The 19,720-nt window shown below is 67.8% G+C and carries 18 protein-coding genes; 9 read left to right on the forward strand and 9 right to left on the reverse strand.

The features are described 5' to 3' along the window. Positions 1-122: 122 nt before the first annotated feature. The 4 genes from AC27VE_RS06075 to AC27VE_RS06090 all read left to right on the forward strand — a co-directional run bounded on the left by AC27VE_RS06075 (position 123) and on the right by AC27VE_RS06090 (position 4,736). Positions 123-473, forward strand: a complete 351-nt coding sequence (locus AC27VE_RS06075) for a VOC family protein (protein ID WP_035212627.1) — start codon at positions 123-125, stop codon at positions 471-473. Positions 474-482: 9 nt separating this feature from the next. After that, positions 483-1,412 carry a CysB family HTH-type transcriptional regulator gene (locus tag AC27VE_RS06080; RefSeq protein WP_006223069.1) on the forward strand — a complete coding sequence of 310 codons (930 nt, stop codon included), beginning with the start codon at positions 483-485 and terminating at the stop codon, positions 1,410-1,412. 111 nt (positions 1,413-1,523) lie between these two features. Then, positions 1,524-3,731: a rhodanese-like domain-containing protein gene (locus AC27VE_RS06085; protein WP_488703329.1), complete on the forward strand. Its 2,208-nt coding sequence runs from the start codon at positions 1,524-1,526 to the stop codon at positions 3,729-3,731. Positions 3,732-3,848: 117 nt separating this feature from the next. Continuing rightward, on the forward strand, positions 3,849-4,736 hold the full coding sequence (locus AC27VE_RS06090; protein ID WP_427961057.1) for an aldo/keto reductase family oxidoreductase: 888 nt from the start codon (positions 3,849-3,851) through the stop codon (positions 4,734-4,736). A 23-nt stretch (positions 4,737-4,759) separates the two neighbouring features. Here AC27VE_RS06090 and AC27VE_RS06095 read toward each other — a convergent pair whose 3' ends face one another. Then, positions 4,760-6,133: a 3-deoxy-D-arabino-heptulosonate 7-phosphate synthase gene (locus tag AC27VE_RS06095; RefSeq protein ID WP_488703330.1), complete on the reverse strand. Its 1,374-nt coding sequence runs from the start codon at positions 6,131-6,133 to the stop codon at positions 4,760-4,762. A 174-nt stretch (positions 6,134-6,307) separates the two neighbouring features. On the opposite strand from AC27VE_RS06095, the gene AC27VE_RS06100 reads away from it, so the two are divergent. Continuing rightward, positions 6,308-7,234 (forward strand): sulfurtransferase, encoded by a 927-nt coding sequence (locus AC27VE_RS06100; RefSeq protein ID WP_006223065.1) that lies wholly within the window; start codon positions 6,308-6,310, stop codon positions 7,232-7,234. After that, positions 7,235-8,410, forward strand: a complete 1,176-nt coding sequence (locus tag AC27VE_RS06105; RefSeq protein ID WP_488703331.1) for a YeeE/YedE family protein — start codon at positions 7,235-7,237, stop codon at positions 8,408-8,410. Here AC27VE_RS06105 and AC27VE_RS06110 read toward each other — a convergent pair. From AC27VE_RS06110 to AC27VE_RS06130, 5 genes are all read right to left on the reverse strand, one after another. Beyond that, positions 8,403-8,891 (reverse strand): GlcG/HbpS family heme-binding protein, encoded by a 489-nt coding sequence (locus AC27VE_RS06110; RefSeq protein WP_006223063.1) that lies wholly within the window; start codon positions 8,889-8,891, stop codon positions 8,403-8,405. The genes AC27VE_RS06105 and AC27VE_RS06110 overlap by 8 nt on opposite strands. Positions 8,892-9,013: 122 nt before the next feature. Continuing rightward, the gene (locus AC27VE_RS06115) at positions 9,014-9,643 is read right to left on the reverse strand and encodes a response regulator transcription factor (RefSeq protein WP_280027637.1); all 630 of its coding nucleotides are present in this window, start codon (positions 9,641-9,643) and stop codon (positions 9,014-9,016) included. Next, positions 9,640-11,076 carry a sensor histidine kinase gene (locus tag AC27VE_RS06120; protein ID WP_488703332.1) on the reverse strand — a complete coding sequence of 479 codons (1,437 nt, stop codon included), beginning with the start codon at positions 11,074-11,076 and terminating at the stop codon, positions 9,640-9,642. Before AC27VE_RS06120 ends, AC27VE_RS06115 begins: the two co-directional genes overlap by 4 nt. Before the next feature lie 57 nt (positions 11,077-11,133). Next, complete coding sequence (locus tag AC27VE_RS06125) at positions 11,134-12,297, reverse strand: HPP family protein (protein WP_488703333.1); 1,164 nt, start codon at positions 12,295-12,297, stop codon at positions 11,134-11,136. Between the two features lie 91 nt (positions 12,298-12,388). After that, positions 12,389-12,835 carry a MarR family winged helix-turn-helix transcriptional regulator gene (locus tag AC27VE_RS06130; protein ID WP_006223059.1) on the reverse strand — a complete coding sequence of 149 codons (447 nt, stop codon included), beginning with the start codon at positions 12,833-12,835 and terminating at the stop codon, positions 12,389-12,391. 127 nt (positions 12,836-12,962) lie between these two features. On the opposite strand from AC27VE_RS06130, the gene AC27VE_RS06135 reads away from it, so the two are divergent. Further along, entirely contained in the window at positions 12,963-14,765 is a 1,803-nt protein-coding gene (locus AC27VE_RS06135) for a chloride channel protein (RefSeq protein ID WP_488703334.1), read from the forward strand. Between the two features lie 5 nt (positions 14,766-14,770). Here AC27VE_RS06135 and AC27VE_RS06140 read toward each other — a convergent pair whose 3' ends face one another. Then, positions 14,771-15,664, reverse strand: coding sequence for a LysR family transcriptional regulator (locus AC27VE_RS06140; RefSeq protein ID WP_488703335.1), 894 nt, complete (start codon positions 15,662-15,664; stop codon positions 14,771-14,773). 151 nt (positions 15,665-15,815) lie between these two features. Here AC27VE_RS06140 and argC point away from each other — a divergent pair, with 151 nt between their 5' ends. After that, positions 15,816-16,748: an N-acetyl-gamma-glutamyl-phosphate reductase gene (gene argC / locus AC27VE_RS06145; RefSeq protein ID WP_315130423.1), complete on the forward strand. Its 933-nt coding sequence runs from the start codon at positions 15,816-15,818 to the stop codon at positions 16,746-16,748. Between the two features lie 57 nt (positions 16,749-16,805). Here argC and AC27VE_RS06150 read toward each other — a convergent pair whose 3' ends face one another. Both AC27VE_RS06150 and AC27VE_RS06155 read right to left on the reverse strand, forming a co-directional pair. Further along, a complete protein-coding gene (locus AC27VE_RS06150; RefSeq protein ID WP_488703336.1) occupies positions 16,806-17,690 on the reverse strand; it encodes an MBL fold metallo-hydrolase in 885 nt (294 codons plus the stop codon). A gap of 102 nt (positions 17,691-17,792) precedes the next feature. Continuing rightward, a complete protein-coding gene (locus tag AC27VE_RS06155; protein WP_006223054.1) occupies positions 17,793-18,677 on the reverse strand; it encodes a LysR family transcriptional regulator in 885 nt (294 codons plus the stop codon). 157 nt (positions 18,678-18,834) lie between these two features. Between AC27VE_RS06155 and AC27VE_RS06160 the strand changes: the two genes are divergently transcribed. After that, the coding region (locus tag AC27VE_RS06160) for an AMP-binding protein (RefSeq protein ID WP_488703337.1) at positions 18,835-19,720 on the forward strand (886 nt) is incomplete at its 3' end.

Consider the following 19,720-nt stretch of genomic DNA (forward strand, 5'->3'; position numbering starts at 1 on the left):
GGCATATGCAAATAAGCCTTGCGCTTTAGGGTTTCTGGCTATGTAGAAGCAATTACAACCTCTTTGTCCGGTTGTACCCCCGGGTACTAGAATTTGCCTTGTTCCATGGCTGGCAGCAGGGCATGACTCCATTTCTTTCGATTGAATCGGTACAGCTTCCGTTCTTGTCGCGCCGGACGGAAGCGGTCCGGGATTTCTATCACCGCGTGATCGGCCTGGAAGAGGTAGCGGGTGCCGACGACCAGCGCCTGCTTTTTTCGCTGGGCGGAGCGACCTTGTCGCTGTCGCCCGTGGCGGAGGTCAGCCGGGCCGTCAAACCCGATTACCTGGCCATCAATACCCCTGCCTACGACGAGATCCTGGCGCGCTTGCGCCAGGCGGGGCATCACCCTGTCTGTTCGCTGCCCGACGCGCAGCCGCGCGTCATGTACGTGAAAGATCCGTCAGGCAATCAACTGGCCTTTCTGGGCTGAAGGCGCGCGATGAATTTCCAGCAACTGCGGTCGGTGCGCGAAGCCGTGCGCCAGGACTTCAACCTGACCGACGTTTCCGAAAGCCTGCATACGTCCCAGCCCGGCGTCAGCCGCCAGATACGCGAGCTGGAAGAAGAGGTGGGTGTCGACATCTTCGTGCGGTCGGGCAAGCGGCTGATCGGTTTGACGCCGCCCGGTGAGCTGATCCTGCCGCTGGTGGAGCAGATCCTGCAATGCGCCGACAACATCCGGCATGCGGGCGCGGAATACGCCGACAGCCGCAAGGGCGTGCTGTCGATCGCGGCCACTCATTCGCAGGCGCGCTACGCGTTGCCGCCCGTCATCAAGGAATTCCGGCAGCGCTATCCCGACGTGGTGCTGCATCTGCATCAGGGCTCGCCCAAGCAGGTGTCTGAAATGCTGCTGGAAGGCGAGGCCGATATCGGCGTGGCGACCGAGGCCGTGGCGGACTATCCCGGGCTCGTGAACCTGCCTTGCTACCGATGGAGCCACAGCATCATCGTGCCGCGCGGCCACCCGCTGGAGCGCGAGCATGACGGCGTCAGCCTGTCGCAGCTGTCGCGCTATCCGCTCATCACGTATGGGCGCGGCTATACCGGGCGCGCCCATATCGACGAGGCTTTCGCCCGGGCAGGCATCACGCCCGACATCGTGATGACCGCGATGGACGCGGACGTGATCAAGACGTATGTGGAACTGGAACTGGGCGTGGGCATCGTGGCCGCGGTGGCCTGGGACGCCGAACGCGACACCCGCCTGACCGCCATCGATGCACGCCACTTGTTCGAGATCAACCTGACGCGCCTGGCCATCCGCCGGGGCGCCTGGCTGCGCGGTTACGCCTTCCATTTCATCGAGATGTTCGTGCCGACACTGACGCGCGAAGTCGTGGACCGCGAGTTGAAGGGCGAGGCCTGACGCCGGGCCGAACCGCGCGCCGCATATCCATAGACGCATTTCTACGTTGTCCCGTCCGGGGCGCGCACGTAGCCTGGACTTCTCTACATTACAGGAAGTCCAGGTCATCCCATGAGCACCTCTGCCCAAACGGCCGCGCCGGCCCTCAGCAAGCACACCGAACGCGCACGGGCCGTGCGCGCCTTCATCGCCCAGGTCCGGCAACTGGCGCCCGATGCGGCGCAAGCCACGCCCGCGCAACTGGCCCAGGTAGCGACGCTGCTGGAAGCGCTGGGGCAACGCCGCGACCTGTTTTCCGCCGATGCCTTTGCCGTCGTGCCGGGCCGCCCGACCTCGATCTATCGTCTGGCCGAGGACATCGACGGCGGCTATGCGCTGTACCTGTCGCTGGGCGAACCGGGCAAGGCACAGCCGCCCCATGACCATACGACGTGGGCCATCATCGCCGGGGTGAACGGCAACGAGCGCAACGAGGTCTATGCGCGCGCCTCCAGCCAGGATCCGCTACGCGATACCTTGACCCATGTGCGGCGCGTGGACGTCGGCCCTGGCAGTTCGATCGTGCTGGACCCGGGCGACGTGCACACCATCGAACTGGTCGGCGACGAGCCTGGCGCGCATCTGCACTTCTATGGCCTGGCGCTGGACCGGCTGCACGGCCGCGTGGTGTTCGAAAGCACCGCGGGCGGCACGTACCGGACGTTTTCGCCGCCCGCAGCCATCTATCACGCGCGCCTGTCGCCGCAAGAATTGCAGGACGAACTGCGTGGCGAGGCCGAGATCGCCGTGCTGGACGTGCGCGAGGCCGGCCGCTATGCCCGCCGCCATCTGCTGTATGCCGTACCGGCGCCCCTGTGGCGCCTGGAACTGCTGGCCGACCGGCTGGTGCCGCGCCGCGACACCCGCATCGTGCTGGTGGACGACGACGAAACCCAGGCCCATCAGGCTGCGGCCAAGCTGACCCGCCTGGGCTGGACCGACGTGTCGGTGCTGGCCGGCGGGACGGACGGCTGGGAGCGCGCGGGCCTGGAGCTGTTCTCGGGCACGAACGTGCCCAGCAAGGCGTTCGGCGAGGTCATCGAACATGAGAAGCACACGCCCTGGATCGACGTCGAGGAACTGCACGAGCGCGTGGCGCGCGGCGACGATATCGTCGTGGTCGACAGCCGCACGCCTGAGGAATTCCACAACTTCACGCTGCCGTTCTCGCACAGCCTGCCGGGGGCGGAACTGGTCTACCGCATCCGCGAGCTGGCGCCCGATCCCAAGACCTTTGTGGTGGTCAACTGCGCCGGCCGCACCCGCAGCATCGTCGGCGCGCAGACGCTGATCGACGCCGGCATCCCGAACCGTGTCGCCTCCTTGCGCAACGGCACGATGGAATGGCTGCTGTCGGGCCGGGAACTGGCTTATGGCCGCCACGCGGCCTTGCCGGAGCCGGGCGAAGCCGCGTTGGCCGCTGCGCGCGAACAGGCCCGCGACGTGGCGCAACGCGCCGGCATCGGGTATATCGACGCGGCGACGCTCGCGGCGTTCGAGGCGGAGCAGGCGACGCGCACGCTCTACAAGTTTGACGTGCGCACCCGCGAGGAATACGAGACCGGGCATCTGGAAGGCTGGCGCTGGGCGCCGGGCGGGCAACTGGTGCAGGCGACCGACGAGTACCTGGCGACCCGCCGCGCACGCGTCGTGCTGGCGGATTGGGACGGCGTGCGCGCGCTGACCACCGGCGCCTGGCTGGCGCAATTGGGTGCGGTCGAGGTCTATCTGTATCAACCGTCCGCGCTGGCGCCCGTGCAAAGCGGCCCCGAGCCGCGGCGGGTGCTGCGTCATCGGCCGGACGCCCCGGGCCTGCGCGCAGAGGCGCTGCGTGCCGCGCTCGACGCGGACGAGGCCATCGTGTTCGACGTGGAGTCGCGCGTGGCCTATGAACGCGGCCATGTGCCCGGCGCGCGTTTCGCAGCGCCGGACCGGCTGGCGGAATTCCTGTCACCGGACGACCAGCGCACCGTCGTGGTGACGTCGTCGGACGGCGTGCTGGCCAGCGCCGTGGCGGCCGAATTGGCCTGGCGCAGCAAGCGCCCGGTGCAGTACCTGCTGGGTGGCACGCGGGCCTGGAAGGCGCAGGGCCTGGAACTTGCCAAGGGCGCGCAGGGCGTGTTGACCGGCGACGACGACCAAAGCATCAGCCCGTATCTGTTTGACGACCTGTCGGCGCGGGACCAGGGGTTCCGCGAATACCTGGATTGGGAGCTGGGGCTGGTCGCGCAGCTGGAACGGGAAGGCAGCGGCGGCATTCGGCTGATCGCGGCGGCCTGAGCAGGAGCGGATCGGACGGGATGGCCTTGACGCACGCTGTGCGTCAGGGCCATTTTTGCCTGATTATCCAAGGCTGCGGAAAGGGCTAATCTGTGCGTTTCGCCCAGGAGATCCGACATGGCCCCGCTACACCAGGAAGACAAGGACCAAGACATTTACGCGCTGGGAACCCGGCGGGTCAAGCGCCTGGGTTACGGCGCGATGCAACTGGCCGGGCCCGGTGTCTTCGGTCCGCCGCGCGACCGCAACGCGGCGCTGGCCGTGCTGCGGGAGGCCGTGGCCCATGGCGTCAACCATATCGACACCAGCGACTTCTACGGGCCCCACGTCACCAATCAGATCATCCGTGAGGCGCTGTCGCCATACCCGGACGATCTGGTGCTGGTCACCAAGATCGGGGCCCGCCGAGGTGAAGACGCGTCGTGGATACGCGCCGATGGCGCGGCAGAGTTGGAACGCGCGGTCGAGGACAATCTGCGCAATCTGGGGCTGGACGTGCTGGACGTCGTGAATCTGCGCATCATGTTCGGCGTGCACGGGCCGGAGGAAGGCTCGATCGCAGGGCCCTTGTCGGCGCTGGTGAAGCTTCAGCAGCGCGGCCTGGTCCGGCACATCGGCCTGAGCAACGTGACTGCCAAGCAAGTCCAGGAAGGGCGTGCGCTATGCGAGATCGTCTGCGTGCAGAACCAGTACAACTTGGCGCATCGGCATGACGACGCGCTGATCGACGCGCTGGCGCAGGATGGCATCGCCTATGTGCCGTATTTTCCGCTGGGCGGTTTCAGCCCGCTCCAATCCGCCACGCTCACGGACGTTGCGCAGCGCGTGGGGGCGACGCCGATGCAAGTGGCGATTGCATGGCTGCTGCAGCGCGCACCCAACATCCTGGTCATCCCGGGTACGTCGTCGGTGGCCCATCTGCGCGAAAACCTGGCCGCAGCGAAGCTGGCGCTGCCGGATGCGGAGATCCGTGCGCTGGACGGAATTGGAAAAGGCGTGGCGTGACGGGTGGTGGACGGCCGGGGCCGCTAGACCGCTGCCAACAGGTCATCCACATGCACCATCAAGGCTCGGACCTGACGCAGCATCGGATACTGGTGAAGCACGGGCGCCCATTGGGGTGACTCCAGCAATTGCCCCCAGACCGATTCCAGTGCGTCGGGATCGGGCTGCTGCTTGTCCGCCAACCGGCACGCGTAGGCCACGCTGGCCGGCGCAGAGAGCAATTGCATCCGGCTGGCCGCGCTAAGCAGGCGCGGCGCGGTCTCGGCGGGCGCATCGCAGCAATAGAGCACCGTGTTCGCCAGATCGGGCGAATCGGCCGGCAGCGCCCTGAGCGATGCGCCGCGCAGATGCACCACGCCTTGCCGGGTCTGGAACGGATAGACGGCGTTGTCGTCGGCGTGCGCAAGCAGGCGCAAGCCCCGCTGCAGGCGCGGCAGATCCGCTGTTGCCGCGTCGATGGACGCCTTCGCTTCAAGCAGCAGACAGACATCCCATACGTGCGTGGCGGCATCCGTGCGCGTCTGGCGCAGCAGGACGGCGTCCCACTCGCTCTTGGCGCGTTCGGCGCTGGCGGGTATCGATGCCGGCACTAGCATCGACGTCACCACGCGGTAGGGCAGCGGCCCGCCTTCGGCCTCGTTCAGTCGTTGGGACAGGGCGCCCAGTGCCTCTGTGGCCAAGGCTTCTACGGCCGCGCCTCGACGCTGTGCGGCGCAGCCTTGGGCCGCCGCGGTCTGGCTGCCGGAGCGCGGGCCGTGGCGGTCCCATAGGGACTGGTATTGCCGCACCTGTCCATCCGGCTCCAGGACGTCCAGGCGTTGCAAGCGTGCCAGGGCCGGATCGTCAAGCAGGCGGGCCAGCGCGCGTTGCACGGCGGGCTCCACGGTTTTCTCCTGCATGGCGCGAAGCCGCTGCGCGGCCTCGGACAGCGCCGTCCACGACGCCGAGGCCGCGGCGGCCTGCAGCGCCGCCAGAGCGTCCCGGTCCTGGCTCGGCGCCATGCGCTGCAGCTTGGCGGGGTGCGCGATCCCATTGACGGCGGCATGGATCTGGCGGCGGTCCTGATCGGCCGTGGTGGACAGATGTGCGAATTCGCGCACTTGCGGCGCCCCGTGCCGCAGCACGATGGCCTGGAAGGCGGGGTCCCCGCCTTCTGTCCGCATCGCTTCATGGATCAACCTTGCCAGCGCCTGGATGAATCCTTGCTTGGTCGCCGCGTCGGGCTCCGTCCCGGCGGCCAGCGCCAGGCGGGCTTGTTCCACCGTGACAGCAAGCGCGGTCGATGAACCGCCGTTCAGCATCGTTGCCACCTCGGCCAGCGTCTCGGGAACACGGTAGCGGCGGGGGACGGCGCGAAGGATGTCATCCAGCAACGCAGAGGAGGGCGGCAGGGGCATTGGCGGAGGTTCAGGGTCGGCAATGTCCAGCAGTGTCGCATGGCGTCGATTGCACCTGACTGTAAGCTGAATAAGTAATCAGAATATGAAAACAATGTCGTTCGCCTGCGGCGGGCAAGCCGATATCGTCCGGATTCAAACGGCTCGCCCAGTAGCCGAATTCAGGAGAATCCGATGTCCCCACGCAAGCTGCTGGTCGGCACTTTTGCCGCGCTGGCCACTTTCATCGCCTTTCCGGCGACGGCGCAACATGCCAAGTACCTGGTCACGACCGAGTGGCTGGAAAAAAACCTGAACGACCCGAAGGTGCGGGTGGTGGAGGTGAGCGTGAACCCGGGCCTGTACGAACGCGGCCATATCCCAGGCGCGGCGAACGTCAGTTGGCATACGGATCTGGTCGACACCGTGAACCGCGACATTGCCCCGCCCAAGCAGTTCCAGGCGTTGGTGGCGCGCTCCGGCATCAACCCCGACACGACGACCATCCTGTACGGCGACAACAACAATTGGTTTGCGGCCTGGGGCGCGTGGATCTTCGACATCTACGGCATCGACAACGTGAAGATCCTGGACGGCGGACGCAAGAAATGGGAGGCCGAAGGCCGGCCCCTGTCCAACAGCGCCAAGATCCAGGCGGCCGGCACGGCGCAGATCAAGCAGCCCAACGCGGCGCTGCGCGCGCACCTGCAGGACGTCTTGGCGGTGGCCCGCAAGGACAAGGACGGCGTGCTGGTCGACATCCGCTCGGCCGACGAATACAACGGCAAGATCTTTGCGCCCAACGGCGTGCCGGAACTGGCGGTGCGCGCCGGCCACGTGCCGGGGGCGGTGAACGTCACGTGGAGCAAGCTGGTGGCCGAAGACGGCACGTTCAAGTCGGCGGACGAACTGAAAGCGATCTACCAGGCCGCCGGCGTGGATGGCACCAAGCCCATCATCACGTACTGCCGCATCGGCGAACGGTCTAGCCATTCGTGGTTTGCGCTGCGCAAGCTGCTGGGCTACGACGTACGCAACTATGACGGCTCTTGGACGGAATACGGCAATAGCGTCGGGTCGCCCATCAGCAACCCGTCGGGCACGGTGTGGGGCAAGACCTGAGTGAACACCCTACGTTTGGTGTCGGCCGCCACGGTGTTGGCGGCCGTTTTCGTGGCGGCTTGGCTGCTGGCGCCCTTGCCCGAGGGCGGGCGCAACCTGTCCTTGTCCGTCTTGTTGGGCGCGGCGTTCGGCATCGTGCTGCAACGCTCGCGCTTCTGCTTCTATTGCATCGCGCGGGACTTCATCGACAAAAGAGAAACGTCGGGCATGTTCGCGGTGCTGATTGCGCTGGGCGTAGGCACGCTGGGCTATCACTCGGTGTTCGGCGCGTTCCTGCCCGTGCCGTCGCCTGCGCGCCTGCCGCCGGGCGCGCACATCGGCCCGGTCAGCCTGGCGCTGGTGGCGGGGGCCTTTGTCTTTGGCGTCGGAATGCGCATATCCGGCTCTTGCATCAGCGCGCATTTCTACCGGCTGGGCGAAGGCGCGCTGGCCTCTCCGTTTGCCTTGCTGGGCGCGGGTGTGGGCTTCGTGCTGGGCTTTGCAACATGGAACGCGCTCTATCTGGCGTTGATCCAGGAGGCGCCGGTTGTGTGGCTGCCGCAGCGCCTGGGCTATGGCGGCACGCTGCTGCTGCAGGGCGCGCTGCTGGCGGTGCTTGGCTGGGCCGTGATTCGTCGCGGCGGGGCGCAGCCACGTGCGGCCGATGCGGGCGTCTCGCCCTGGCAGTCGGTATTGCGCGACCGCTGGCCGCCCGCGGTGGGCGGCATCCTGGTGGGCTTCATCGGTGTCATTGCCTATCTGCGCATTGCGCCCTTGGGCGTCACGGCCGAATTGGGCAGCTTGGCGCGCACGGCTGCGGCAGGCACGGGCTGGCTGCCGGACCGGCTGGAAGGGTTGGACACGTTCGCCGGCTGCGCAACCGTGGTCAAGCGCATGCTGCTGTCGAACAACGGCGTGTTCGTGCTGGCTCTGGTGGCGGGGGCGTGGGCGGCGGCCTTGGCGGCCGGCGCGTTCCGCCCCAGATTGCCGTCCGTGAAAGACATCGCCCGCAATTTTGCGGGCGGGGTGCTGATGGGCTGGGGCGGCATGACGGCGTTGGGATGCACCGTGGGCACGCTGCTGTCCGGGGTGATGGCAGGTGCGCTATCTGGCTGGGTCTTCGGCGCGGCCTGCTTTGCTGGAATCTGGGCGGGGCTGCGGGTCGTCCGGGCGCCCGCCCAGCCACGCATTACTTGAACATCGCGGCGTTTTCTTCCAGCACGGTGTCGGCACACTGGGCATCCAGGTTGCCGCCGGGGGCGCCGGCCACGCCGATCGCGCCGATGACCGCGGTGCCGGCCTTGACCGGCACGCCGCCGCCCAACAGCAGGAATCCGGGGATGTCGGTCAGGTTGGCCGCACCCGGGTTCTTCTGCGCGTTTTCCATCATGGTCAGCGTCGGGGTCTTGGCGGACACGGCGGTGAAGGCCTTGGCGCGGCTGGCTTCGATGGTGTGCGGACCGGCGTTGTCGGCGCGGGCAAAGGCCTTGAGCAGGCCGGCGCGGTCCACGACCGAGGCGCTCACGTTGTAGCCCTTGGCCTGGCAGGCGGCGACGGTGGCGGTGGCGAGCTTCTGGGCATCGGCCATCGACAGATTGCTTTCGCTCAGCACGGCGGCGTTGGCGGCGCCGGCAAAAGCCAGGGTGGAGATCAAGGTGGCAAGCGTGAAACGGTTCATGGTCTGCGTCCTTTTCGGGAACATTCGGTAGGAGCAGTCAGTGTGGCCAAAACGCGCGCCGGGCGGTATACGCCCGAATACGCGGGCCTCTCCGTAGCGCTACGGAGGGCGCTACGCGGCGGCTAGTCCAGCAAGGTGGCGTACTGGCGGATCAGCTGCGCCAGCGAATCGGCTTCCAGCTTGGCGAAGACGTTGGCGCGGTAGGTTTCCACGGTGCGCGGCGACAGGTCGAACTCGCGCGCGATTTCCTTGTTGCTCATGCCCTGTACGATGCGTTCCAGTACCTCGTGTTCGCGTCCCGACAGCCGTGCCAGGCGTTCGGCGGCGGCTTGGGTCACGGCCAAGCGTTCGCGGCTGGCGATATGGGTGCGGACGGCAGCCTGCACCGCGTCCAGGAACACGTCGTCGTCCACCGGCTTTTGCAGGAATTCCATGGCGCCGCCCTTGAAGGCGCGGCGGCACAGGTCCACGTTGGCGTGACCCGTCAGCATGACCACGGGCAAGTCCGATTGCTCGGCCAGCCGGCTCAGCACGTCCAGCCCGCTGATGCCGGGCATGCGAATGTCCAGCACCACGCAGCCGATGGCGCTCGGGGACAGCTGCGCGAGGAAGGCGAGCGGGTCGCCGAAACCGGTACTGCGCAGGCCCACGCTGCGCAACAGCAGCGCCAGCCCATCGCGCACGGCGTCGTCGTCGTCAACCAGATAGACCTGGGGGGAAAGCGCGTGGGTGTGGGCGTCTGGGGTGGTCATGCGGGGGTTCCCGAGCGTGGCAGGCTGACGGTGAAACAGGCGCCGGCGGGGGCGAGGTTGCGGACGGCGACGCGGCCGTCCATGGAGCCGGCCAGCGTATCGCACAGGGCCAGCCCGAGGCCCATGCCTTGCGGGCGTGTGGTGTAGAACGGCGCGAACAACCGCGGCAACGCATCGGCCGCGATGCCGGGGCCGGTGTCGCTGACGGTGAACAGGTATTCCTCGCCGTCGGCGCGGCCTTCGATCTGGATGTGGCGCGGGCCGTTGGTGTCAGCCAGCGCATCCGCCGCGTTCTGGACCAGGTTGTGCAGGATCTGCTCCAGCGCCACGCGGTCGCCCAGCGGCCGGGCGCCGGGGCTGGCGTTGTGCCAGGTGATGCGGATGCCTTGGCGGGCCAGATCCGGTTCACGCAGGAACCGCAAGGACGCCACCAGCGCGTCCGGGTCCAGCGCTTCGCGCCGCGCGGGCGAACTGGGTTGCACCAGCGCGCGCATGCGGCTGATGATGTCCGCGGCGCGTTTGGCCTGTTCCGAACTGGCCAGCAAGGCGTGGCGCACGGCGGGGCGTTCTTCTTCGTCGTCCAGCAGGCGTCCGGCGGCGCGGGTGTGCGCCAGGATGGCGGTCAGCGGCTGGTTCAATTCATGGGCGATGCCGGCGGCCATTTCGCCCAGCGTGCTCAAGCGCGCCATCGCCGCCAGCCGCGCTTGTTCCTGTTGGCGGCGCGCGTCGGCGCGTGAACGTTGCCAGGCCGCGGCGCCGGCCATCAGCAAGGCACTGGCCACGGCCCACGCCAGCCAGGCCGTCCAGGGCCAGGCATCCGGCGTCAACGTGCGCGTGCTGCGCATCTGGAAGGGCTGGCTGGCCGCGCCCAGCGGCTTTTGCAGCGTCATCGTCAAGCCCGGCGCGTGGTCTGGCTGCTTGTCCAGCAGCGGCAGCGCCGTCTGGTCCACGGTCAGGCTCAGGTTGGCCAAGCCCGGCGGAAAGTCGGCGGCGGGCACCAACTGGCGGGCATCCAGCAGCAGGCTCCAGCTGGATGGCGAAATCAACCAATACCGGGCGGGATCCTCCGGCAAGACGACGGGCCGCCCCAACTGGCGTGCGCGCTCCAGCGCGTCGGACAGGCCAGGCGGCGCGGCCAGGCTCCCGGCCCAGGCGCCGTCGGCCAGATAGCCCAGGCCCAGCAACTGCGGCAATGCCGGTTGCAGGCTGGGGTACAGGCGTTCAGGCGCGGGCGGGTGCGACAGGGCCGCCAGCGTAGCCAGCACGGCTTCGTGCTGGACCGTCTTCTGGCTCAACATGCGCTGGGCGATGCTGGTGCTCTGGAAGAAGCGGTCGTATTGGTCGACGTATTCCTGGCGGGCGATCCAGGCGGCGCCCAGGCAGAACAGGATGAGCCAGCAGAAGAGGGCGCGCGTGCGCGATAGGGGATTCACGCCTGAAATTATGCCTTGCGGCCAGTGCGGACAGGAATCCGTAGGGCTACGGAGGGCTCAGGCGACGCGCTTGCCGGGGTCTGCGCCGGCCGCGGCCTGCGAACTGGCCGATACCGCCATCTGGTACAGCGCGGCCACCAGGTCGGACTGCGTGATGAGGCCGTGCAAGGTGCGCGAGGCATCCAGCACCGGCACGCAGTGCAGGCTGTCGGACATCGGGCGCGCCAATTCGATCACCGGCAGGCCGGGCGTGGCGAAGGGGACTTCGCTGCGCATGCAGTCGGCCACCAGCAGATCCTGGGCGGGAACGCCGTCGACCGTGGCGGTCACGAGCCGGCTCTTGCGCGCCAGCACGTCAGCCTGCGCCAGCATGCCGGCGTAGCGGCCGGCGGAATCCAGCACGGGCAGCGCTTGCAGCCGGTGCTTGTCGAACAGGCGGATCGCATAGTCCAGCGGATCCTGTTCCTGCACCGTGACGACATCGCGCGACATGACGTCCGCACAGGACACGTCGCCGAAGCGCCGCAGGCTGGCGCGCAGTTCGGCTGCCAGCACGATGTCTTCCAGGTCTTCCTTGCTGATGTCCAACAGTTCGCCGCGCTGGGACAGGGCTTCGTCCAGGTCGGCGCGGCTGAAGCCCAGCCGGGCGCTGGGCGCCGCGTCGCGGGTGTGATGGCCAGGGGCCGGATCGGCGTGGCGCCGGGGGTAGTTGCGCTTGAGCGCGCCATTGAACGCCACGGCGATGCACAGCAGGATCAGGGAGTTCAGCCCCACCGGCCACAGCGCGAAGCCATAACCCAGGCTGGCGACGGACGGTCCGCCCAGCACGGCAGTCAGCGCCACCGCGCCGCTGGGGGGATGCAGGCACCGCAGGCTGAACATGGCGCCGATGGCCAGGGCCACCGCCACGGCGGCCGCCAGGCCAGGCACGGGAATCATCTGCGCGCAGAACACCCCGATCAGGGCCGACACCAGATTGCCCGCCAGGATGGACCAGGGTTGGGCCAGCGGGCTGGCAGGCGCGGCGAACAGCAGCACGGCCGATGCCCCCATCGGGGCGATGAACCAGGGGTTGGCGCTGCCCAGCGCGTGGCGGCCCACCCATTCCGTGCAGAACAGTCCCACCAGCGCGCCCACGACGCCATACAGCTTCTCGCGCCGGTTGACGCCGACGGGCGCTGGCGCGAACGAGCTCAGCCAGCGCTTGATTGCCACACCCAAAACGATCTCCTCGCGTGCTTCAAATATGTCGCGGGACGACAATTTATCACGCGCCGGTGGACGGCCCCCGATTCACGCCCGCGTGCCGCGATCAGGCGGCTTCGTCGCCGATGCGTGTCAGCAAGCGGGCGAGCAGGGGCCGCATCGCACGCAATTCTTCCAGATGCGATGCGGACAGGCTTTCGAGCACGCGCTCGGCTTTGGGGGTCAGCACGACCTCGACGCGGCGGCCATCCTCGGGATCGGCCTCGCGGCTGACCAGATCCAGGCGGGCCAGCCGGCCCACCAGTTCGGCCGCCGTGTGCGGGCGGATCAGCAGGCGGTCGGCAATTTCGCCCACATACAGGCCACGGCGCCCGGCCGGGCTCTTGCGGGTGCCCTTGATGGCCAGCAGTGTCTGGTGCTGTTGCGGGGTCAGCGCCAATTCAGCGGCGGCGCCTTCGCTGAAGGCGGCGAAGGTGCGCAATGCGTAACGGAAGTCGGCCAGCAATTCGTAATCGGCGGGCGACAGCGGAGTGGGGGACGGAGACGTTTTCACGAGCCGATTCTAATATATGTCGTGATACGATATAAATAACCTGGCGCAAACGCCGGCGTTTTTTTGTCGCATCCCTCCCTGTATTCCCGCTGTATTCCCGCTTTTTTCCAGAACTTCCGTTTCGCCTATGCCCACCTCTCCCGCATCAGCCCCGGCCGCATCAGCGCCATCGTCCGCCCAAGCGTCCACCCGCCTGGGCGATTTCACCACCGACCGCCGCGTCGTCCTGTTGATGGCGTTGGCCATTCCCGTCGGCCTGGCCAGCGTGGCCGCCGCCTGGGCCTTGCTGCGCCTGATCTCCCTGTGTACCAACCTGGCGTACCACGGCCGCTTCTCGTTCGCCGACTTGCCCATCACGACCGGGGCGTTGGGCTGGAGCTCGGTTTTCATTCCGGTCGCGGGCTGCTTGATCATCGGGCTGATGGCGCGCTACGGGTCCGAGAAGATCCGCGGGCATGGCATTCCGGAAGCCATGGAGGCCATCCTGATCGGCAAGAGCCGGATCCAGCCCAAGGTCGCGATCCTGAAGCCCGTGTCGTCCGCGGTGTCGATTGGGACCGGCGGGCCGTTCGGCGCCGAAGGGCCCATCATCATGACGGGCGGCGCCATTGGCTCCTTGCTGGCGCAGACCATCCACCTGGACGACGCCGAACGCAAGACCTTGCTGGTGGCCGGCGCCGCCGCCGGCATGACGGCCATCTTCGCGACGCCGCTGGCTGCTGTGCTGCTGGCCGTCGAGCTGCTGCTGTTCGAATGGAAGCCGCGCAGCTTCCTGCCTGTGGCAATGGCGGCCTTGGTGGCGGCGGCCACGCGCGCCTTCGCGCTGGACGCCGGTCCGGTCTTCGCCTATGCCGGCGCCTTGTCGTTCACCCCGTGGCATCTTGTGGCCTGCGCGGCGGTGGGCGTATTGGCGGGGTTGGGCTCGGGCGTGCTGACGACGTTGGTGTATGCGGCCGAAGACCTGTTTGAGAAGCTGCCCCTGCACTGGATGTGGTGGCCGGCCATTGGCGGCCTGGCGATCGGCATCGGCGGCTTGATCGACCCCGCCGCGCTGGGCGTTGGTTATGACAACATCCGTCACCTGCTGGCGGGCGATCTGGCGTTCCAGGCGGTGTTGCTGCTGCTGGTGGTGAAAGTGGCGATCTGGTCTATCGCCCTGGGGTCGGGCACGTCGGGCGGGGTGCTGGCGCCGTTGCTGATCTTCGGCGGCGCGCTGGGCGCGCTGGCCACGCCCTGGCTGCCGCAGGCCGACGCCGGTTTCTGGGCCTTGCTGGGCATGGCCGCGATGATGGGCGGCACCATGCGCGCGCCGCTGACCGCCACGCTGTTCGCGGTAGAACTGACCGGCGATATGGGGGCGCTGCTGCCGGTGCTGGCCGCTTGCGTCTTCGCGTATGGCGTGACGGTCTTGCTGTTGAAACGGTCGATCCTGACGGAGAAGATCGCGCGCCGCGGCCATCACATCAGCCGCGAATACCATGTGGACCCGTTCGACCTGGTGCGGGTGTCGGCCATCATGACGCAGGCCGTCGACACGCTGCCGGACACCGCGACGGTGGCGCAGGCCGTCGCGCATTTCACGACGCTGCAACCCGTGCACACCAGCTATCCGGTGGTGGACGCGCAAGGCGTCGTGGTGGGCGAGGTCACGCGCGCCGACTCGCTGGGGTGGGCGCTGAATGCGCAGGACGATTCCCGCACCCTGGCGCAGATGCTGGTCGGACGCGAGCAGGTGATCGGTTATCCCGACGAACTGGCCAGCCGGATCGCGGACCGCATGGCGCTGTCAGGTGTGGGACGCGTGCCGATCGTGGACCGGGCCACGGGCCGTTTGCTGGGCATCGTGGGCCGCAAGGACCTGTTCCGTTCGCGTGCGCGCCGGCTGCGCGATGAAACGGCGCGCACGGCGTACTTCCGCCGCGCGGCTTGAGGGGCTTATCCGCCGCTTGCGGCGCGTAGCTCCCACAGCACGTCCAGTACGTGGCGGGTCGCCTGCTCCACCTTTTCCGCGCGGTGCGCGATGCCCAGCGGGCGCCACAGTGCGGGGCGTAACGGGCGCATGATGATGCGCGGGTCGGGTTGCGGCGCGGTCGCCTCGTGCGGCAGCAGCGTGGCGCCGTAGCCGGCGGCCACCAGGCTTTTGATGGCGTCGTTGTAGTTCAGCTGGATGCGCGCGCGCGGGTTCAGTCCGGCGCCCGCGAACCATTCGCCGGTCTGGCGCGAGAGCCGCGTGGTGGCGTCGTTCAGGATCAGCGGGCGGTCTGCCAGCCAGGCCGGCGTGACGCGCGCCGGTGCCGGCCAGCCGGCCGGCAGGAACGCCATGACCGGATCGCGGCGCCAGGGCTTGAGCACCAGCCCATCGATGGGCGGTTGCGGCAACGCCACCAGTCCCACATCCAGCGTGCCGTCATGCAGGCGTTGCAAGGTTTCCTGAGAGGTCAGCACGGCGACCTGCACGTCGATGCCGGGGTGGTGGCGGCCCAGTGTTTCCAGGGCTTGCGGCAGCAGGTGGGCGATGGCGCCGGTAGAGGCGCCCAGCCGCACGCGGCCGGACAGGCCCTGCACCTGGCGCTGCACGTCGTCCAAGGCCTGGTCGGCTTCGGCCAGCAAGCGGCGCGCGCGCTCCTGCAGGGTTTCGCCGATGGTGGTGGGCCGCACCTGGCCGCGCTTGCGGGTCAGGAGCGGCGCGCCGATGCGGGCCTCAAGATCGGCCACGTGCAGGCTGACGGTAGGGGGCGCCAGGTGCAGGGCGCGGGCGGCATCCGCGAAAGACCCCAGATCGGCAATCGCCACCAGGGTGCGCAAGCGGTCCAGGCTGATTTCGCGCATGGCTTTATCGTTCAGAAAAGATGAATCCAATGATCATGATATTCGACTTTTCTTATGTTGCCTGCGGATCGATGATACGGACTTGCCCCGCTGGGATTGCCAGCGACGGCGCCCGCCACAACCCCACCTCCCGACCGGGACGGAGCACGTCATGACCCATCCTCTTGTCTTTATCGACGGCGACCAAGGCACGACCGGCCTGCAGATCCACGAACGCCTGAACGGTCGCACCGACCTGCGCCTGCTGACGCTGCCCGAGGCCGAGCGCAAGGACCCGCAACGCCGCGCCGAAGCCATCAACGCCAGCGACGTGGCCATCCTGTGCCTGCCCGACGAGCCGGCCCGCCAGGCCGCGGCGTCCGTCGTGAACCCGAAGGTGCGGGTGATCGACGCCAGCTCGGCGCATCGCACCACACCCGGCTGGGTGTACGGCTTTCCCGAGATGGACGCGGGGCAGGCGGACCTGATCGCCCATGCCAAGCGCGTCAGCAATCCGGGCTGCTACCCGACGGGCGCCATCGCCTTGCTGCGCCCCTTGATCCAGGCCGGGCTGGTGCCTGCCGACTACCCGGCCGTGGTGCATGCGGTGTCGGGCTATTCGGGAGGTGGCCGCGCCAGCGTGGACGCCTATGAAGGGCCGGACGGCGCGAAAGGTCCGGCGTTCCAGCTGTACGGACTGGGTTTGGCGCACAAGCACACGCCGGAAATCGAAGCGCATGCGGGCCTGGCGCAACGTCCCGTGTTCGTGCCCGCGTACGGCGCGTTCCGCCAGGGCATCGTGCTGACGATTCCGCTGCAACTGCGCTTGCTGCCGGCGGGCGTGACCAGCCAGCAATTGCATGACTGCCTGCAACGACACTACGCCGGCACGACGCATGTGCAGGTGGTAGACCGCCAGGAAGCCGCGGCGCACACGCATCTGGATCCCCAGGCGCTCAACGGCACCAATGATCTGCGGCTGGCGGTCTATGGCAACGAGCAGCATGGCCAGGTGCTCTTGACCGCGGTGTTCGACAACCTGGGCAAGGGCGCCTCCGGCGCGGCGGTGCAGAACCTGGACCTGATGCTGGCGGCAATGGGGTAGCGCCTGACAGAGCAGGAGCAGGCGGCAAAGGCCTCCCTTAGCCGCCCGCACCGCCTGTCACCACTTCATTTCGCCCTTGGCGACTTTGGCGCTGATGTCCAGCGACGCGGCGGCACCCGCTTTGGGATACTGCGCCTTCATCGCGGCGATCAGTGCGGCGCTGTCGCCGGCCTTCGCGGCTTGCGTGTCGAAGGCGCGGATATAGGCCTGCGTGTAGCGGACGGATTCCAGGTTGAGCGGTGCGCCTGGCGCGTAGTGGCCCGGGATGACCGTGACGGGAGCCAGTTGCTCGATGCGCGCCAGCGTGGCCAGCCAATCTTGATGGGACTGCGGCGTTTGCGTGTCGGCCATCCACACATGCAGGTCGCCGAACACCACCACACCACCTACGACGGCCTTGAGCGACGGGATCCACACGAAGCTGCGATCCGGCTGCGGGCCGTCCAGTCCGGTGATTTCCAGCGTCTGGCCTTCCAGCGTCAGCGTGCGGCCTTGCAGCACTTGCGGGATGACTGCCTTGGACGGCGCATCGGCACCCAGCTTCGGGCCCCAGAACCCGATCTTGGCGTCCACGGTTTCCTTGATGTGGTGCACGGTCGGTTCGGTGGCCACGACGCGGGCGTCGGGGAAGGCCGCCAACACGGTGTCCAGGCCGAAGTAGAAGTCGGGGTCGCCGTGGCTGATGTAGATGGTGGTCAACTTCTTGCCGCTGGCGCGCACCATGTCGACCACTTTTGCGGCTTGCGATTTGCCGAATTGCGCATCGATCAGGATGGCGTCGTGCTGGCCGCTGACCAGCACCGAAGACACCGGGAAGATGGCGTCGTTGCCGGGATTGAAATGGGTCAGCGTCAGGCCGGTGCCGGCGGCGTGGGCCGGGGCGATCAGCGCGGCAAGGGCGGCGGTCTGTAGCAGACGGCGCAGGGCGGGAAGCATAGACATGGCGGGCTCCGGGTGGGAAATAAGAATGGAGCCAGTCTAGTTGCAGGAACTGCGCGTATCTACGCCCTGGTTTGTCAGGGTCTGTTGCATGAATCGATCAAATCATGCCGGGCTGCGGTCGGCCAATGTGTCTTCGACCAGACGGCGCAGCCACATCGTGCCGGGATCGCTTTCAAAGCGTGCGTGCCAGTGCACCGTAACGCATAGCGGCGGCAGGGTGAGCGGCAGGGGGCGGATCTCGAACGCGTTGTCGCGGTTGAACCAGATGGCCGCCCGATAGGGCAGCGTAACGGTCAGGTCGGTACGGCGCACGATCTCGGCGGCGGCGGAAAAGTGCGGCAGTGTCAGGTAGGGCTGGCGGTGCAGGCCGGCTTCACCCAGCACGTCGTCCAGCAGGCGGTGCGCGCTGGCGCGCGAGGCCACCAGGATATGGTCCAGCCGCTTGAACTGTCCGCGGGTCAGGCCGGCCGACAGCACCGGGTGGCCGCGCCGCCCCATGCAGGCGTAACGCTCGCTGAACAAGTCGGCGTGGCGGGTATGGCGGCCCAGGCCCGCCAGGTTGCCGATGGCCAGATCGGCCTCGCCATCCTTCAACGCCTGGGGCAATTGCTCCAGCGGAATTTCCAGCACCTCGACCTGCAGGCGTGGGGCCAGCGCATGCACGCGTTCCATCAACAGCGGCAGGAAGACCATTTCACCGATATCCGACATGGACAGCCGGAAGCGCCGGGTGCTGGTGGCGGGGTCGAAACGCTGCCGCAGGCTGACGGCTTCGGCAAAGCTGTTCATGCCGCGTTCGATCGGGCCTGCCAGCGCAAAGGCGATGGGCGTGGGCTGCATGCCGGTGGCGGTGCGCACGAACAGGGGGTCGTCGAAACGCTCGCGCAACCGGGCCAGCGCATAGCTGACCGCGGGCTGCGTCAGGTTCAGCCGCTGCGCCGCGCGGGTCACGCTGCGTTCATGCAGCACGGTCAGGAAAACCCGCATGAGATTCAAGTCGAAGTCCACGCATGCCCTTGATATCAGTCTGATTTATAAGATAAATAATACCTATAAATTTGACACATAAATAGTTGATTCCTAGACTAATTCCATAGAGCCGCGCCACGCCAGGCAGCGGCCGCACAACCGGGGAAGCGTCGCCATGCATGCGTTGACATTGCCGTCGTTGTTGGTGGAGCAGGGCGCCCGTCTGGGCGATCGCCTGTGGGTGCAGGCGCCGGGTGGGGCCTTGCGCTTCGGCGATGCGCCGGCCCACGCCGCAAGCTGGGCCGCGCGCCTGGTCTCGGCAGGTGTCGGGCGTGGCGACCGTGTCGGCCTGATGGCCGGCAACCGGCACGAATTCCTGTCCATCGTCCTGGGCTGCGGTTGGCTGGGCGCGGTGGTGGTGCCCATCAATACGGCGTCCCGCGGCATGCAGCTGCGGCACATCCTGGCCAATAGCGGCTGCGTGCTGCTGGTGGCGGATGCGGCGTCCTGTCCGGCCCTGTCGGCGCTGGCCGCCATGCCCGCCACAGAACCGGCAGACGCGTTGCGCTTGCGGGCGATCTGGCTGCTGGACGAGGCCTCGCCGGTCAATGGCCTGCCTGCGCCGGCCAGTGCGCCGCCGCCGCCACCCGATGCGCCCCTGCCGCCCGCCGCCGACATCCGGCCCGGCGACATGTTGGCCATCCTGTACACCTCGGGCACCTCGGGGCTGTCCAAAGGCGTGTGCTGCCCGCATGCGCAGTTCTACTGGTGGGGCAGGATCGCGGCCCGCAATCTGGAGATCACCGATGCGGACGTGCTCTACACCAGCCTGCCGCTGTTCCATACCAACGCGTTGAACGCCTGCTTCCAGGCGCTGGTGACGGGCGCATCCATCGTGTGCGACGAACGCTTTTCCGCCAGCCGCTATTTCGACCGCCTGGAGGCCACCGGCGCCACCGTGACCTATCTGCTGGGCGCGATGGTGCCGATGCTGCTGGCGCAAGAGCCACCACCAAAGGAAACCCCGCACCCCACCCCCAAACCCATTGCGCCCCGCGTGC

The sequence above is a fragment of the Achromobacter sp. 18P8.1.1 genome (assembly GCF_057799415.1).

Coding starts and splice junctions, on each gene's coding strand:
- AC27VE_RS06075 (WP_035212627.1), top strand. CDS start 123: ATGACTCCATTTCTTTCGATTGAATCGGTACAGCTTCCGTTCTTGTCG.
- AC27VE_RS06080 (WP_006223069.1), top strand. CDS start 483: ATGAATTTCCAGCAACTGCGGTCGGTGCGCGAAGCCGTGCGCCAGGAC.
- AC27VE_RS06085 (WP_488703329.1), top strand. CDS start 1,524: ATGAGCACCTCTGCCCAAACGGCCGCGCCGGCCCTCAGCAAGCACACC.
- AC27VE_RS06090 (WP_427961057.1), top strand. CDS start 3,849: ATGGCCCCGCTACACCAGGAAGACAAGGACCAAGACATTTACGCGCTG.
- AC27VE_RS06095 (WP_488703330.1), bottom strand. CDS start 6,133: ATGCCCCTGCCGCCCTCCTCTGCGTTGCTGGATGACATCCTTCGCGCC.
- AC27VE_RS06100 (WP_006223065.1), top strand. CDS start 6,308: ATGTCCCCACGCAAGCTGCTGGTCGGCACTTTTGCCGCGCTGGCCACT.
- AC27VE_RS06110 (WP_006223063.1), bottom strand. CDS start 8,891: ATGAACCGTTTCACGCTTGCCACCTTGATCTCCACCCTGGCTTTTGCC.
- AC27VE_RS06115 (WP_280027637.1), bottom strand. CDS start 9,643: ATGACCACCCCAGACGCCCACACCCACGCGCTTTCCCCCCAGGTCTAT.
- AC27VE_RS06135 (WP_488703334.1), top strand. CDS start 12,963: ATGCCCACCTCTCCCGCATCAGCCCCGGCCGCATCAGCGCCATCGTCC.
- AC27VE_RS06140 (WP_488703335.1), bottom strand. CDS start 15,664: ATGCGCGAAATCAGCCTGGACCGCTTGCGCACCCTGGTGGCGATTGCC.
- argC (WP_315130423.1), top strand. CDS start 15,816: ATGACCCATCCTCTTGTCTTTATCGACGGCGACCAAGGCACGACCGGC.
- AC27VE_RS06150 (WP_488703336.1), bottom strand. CDS start 17,690: ATGTCTATGCTTCCCGCCCTGCGCCGTCTGCTACAGACCGCCGCCCTT.
- AC27VE_RS06155 (WP_006223054.1), bottom strand. CDS start 18,677: ATGCGGGTTTTCCTGACCGTGCTGCATGAACGCAGCGTGACCCGCGCG.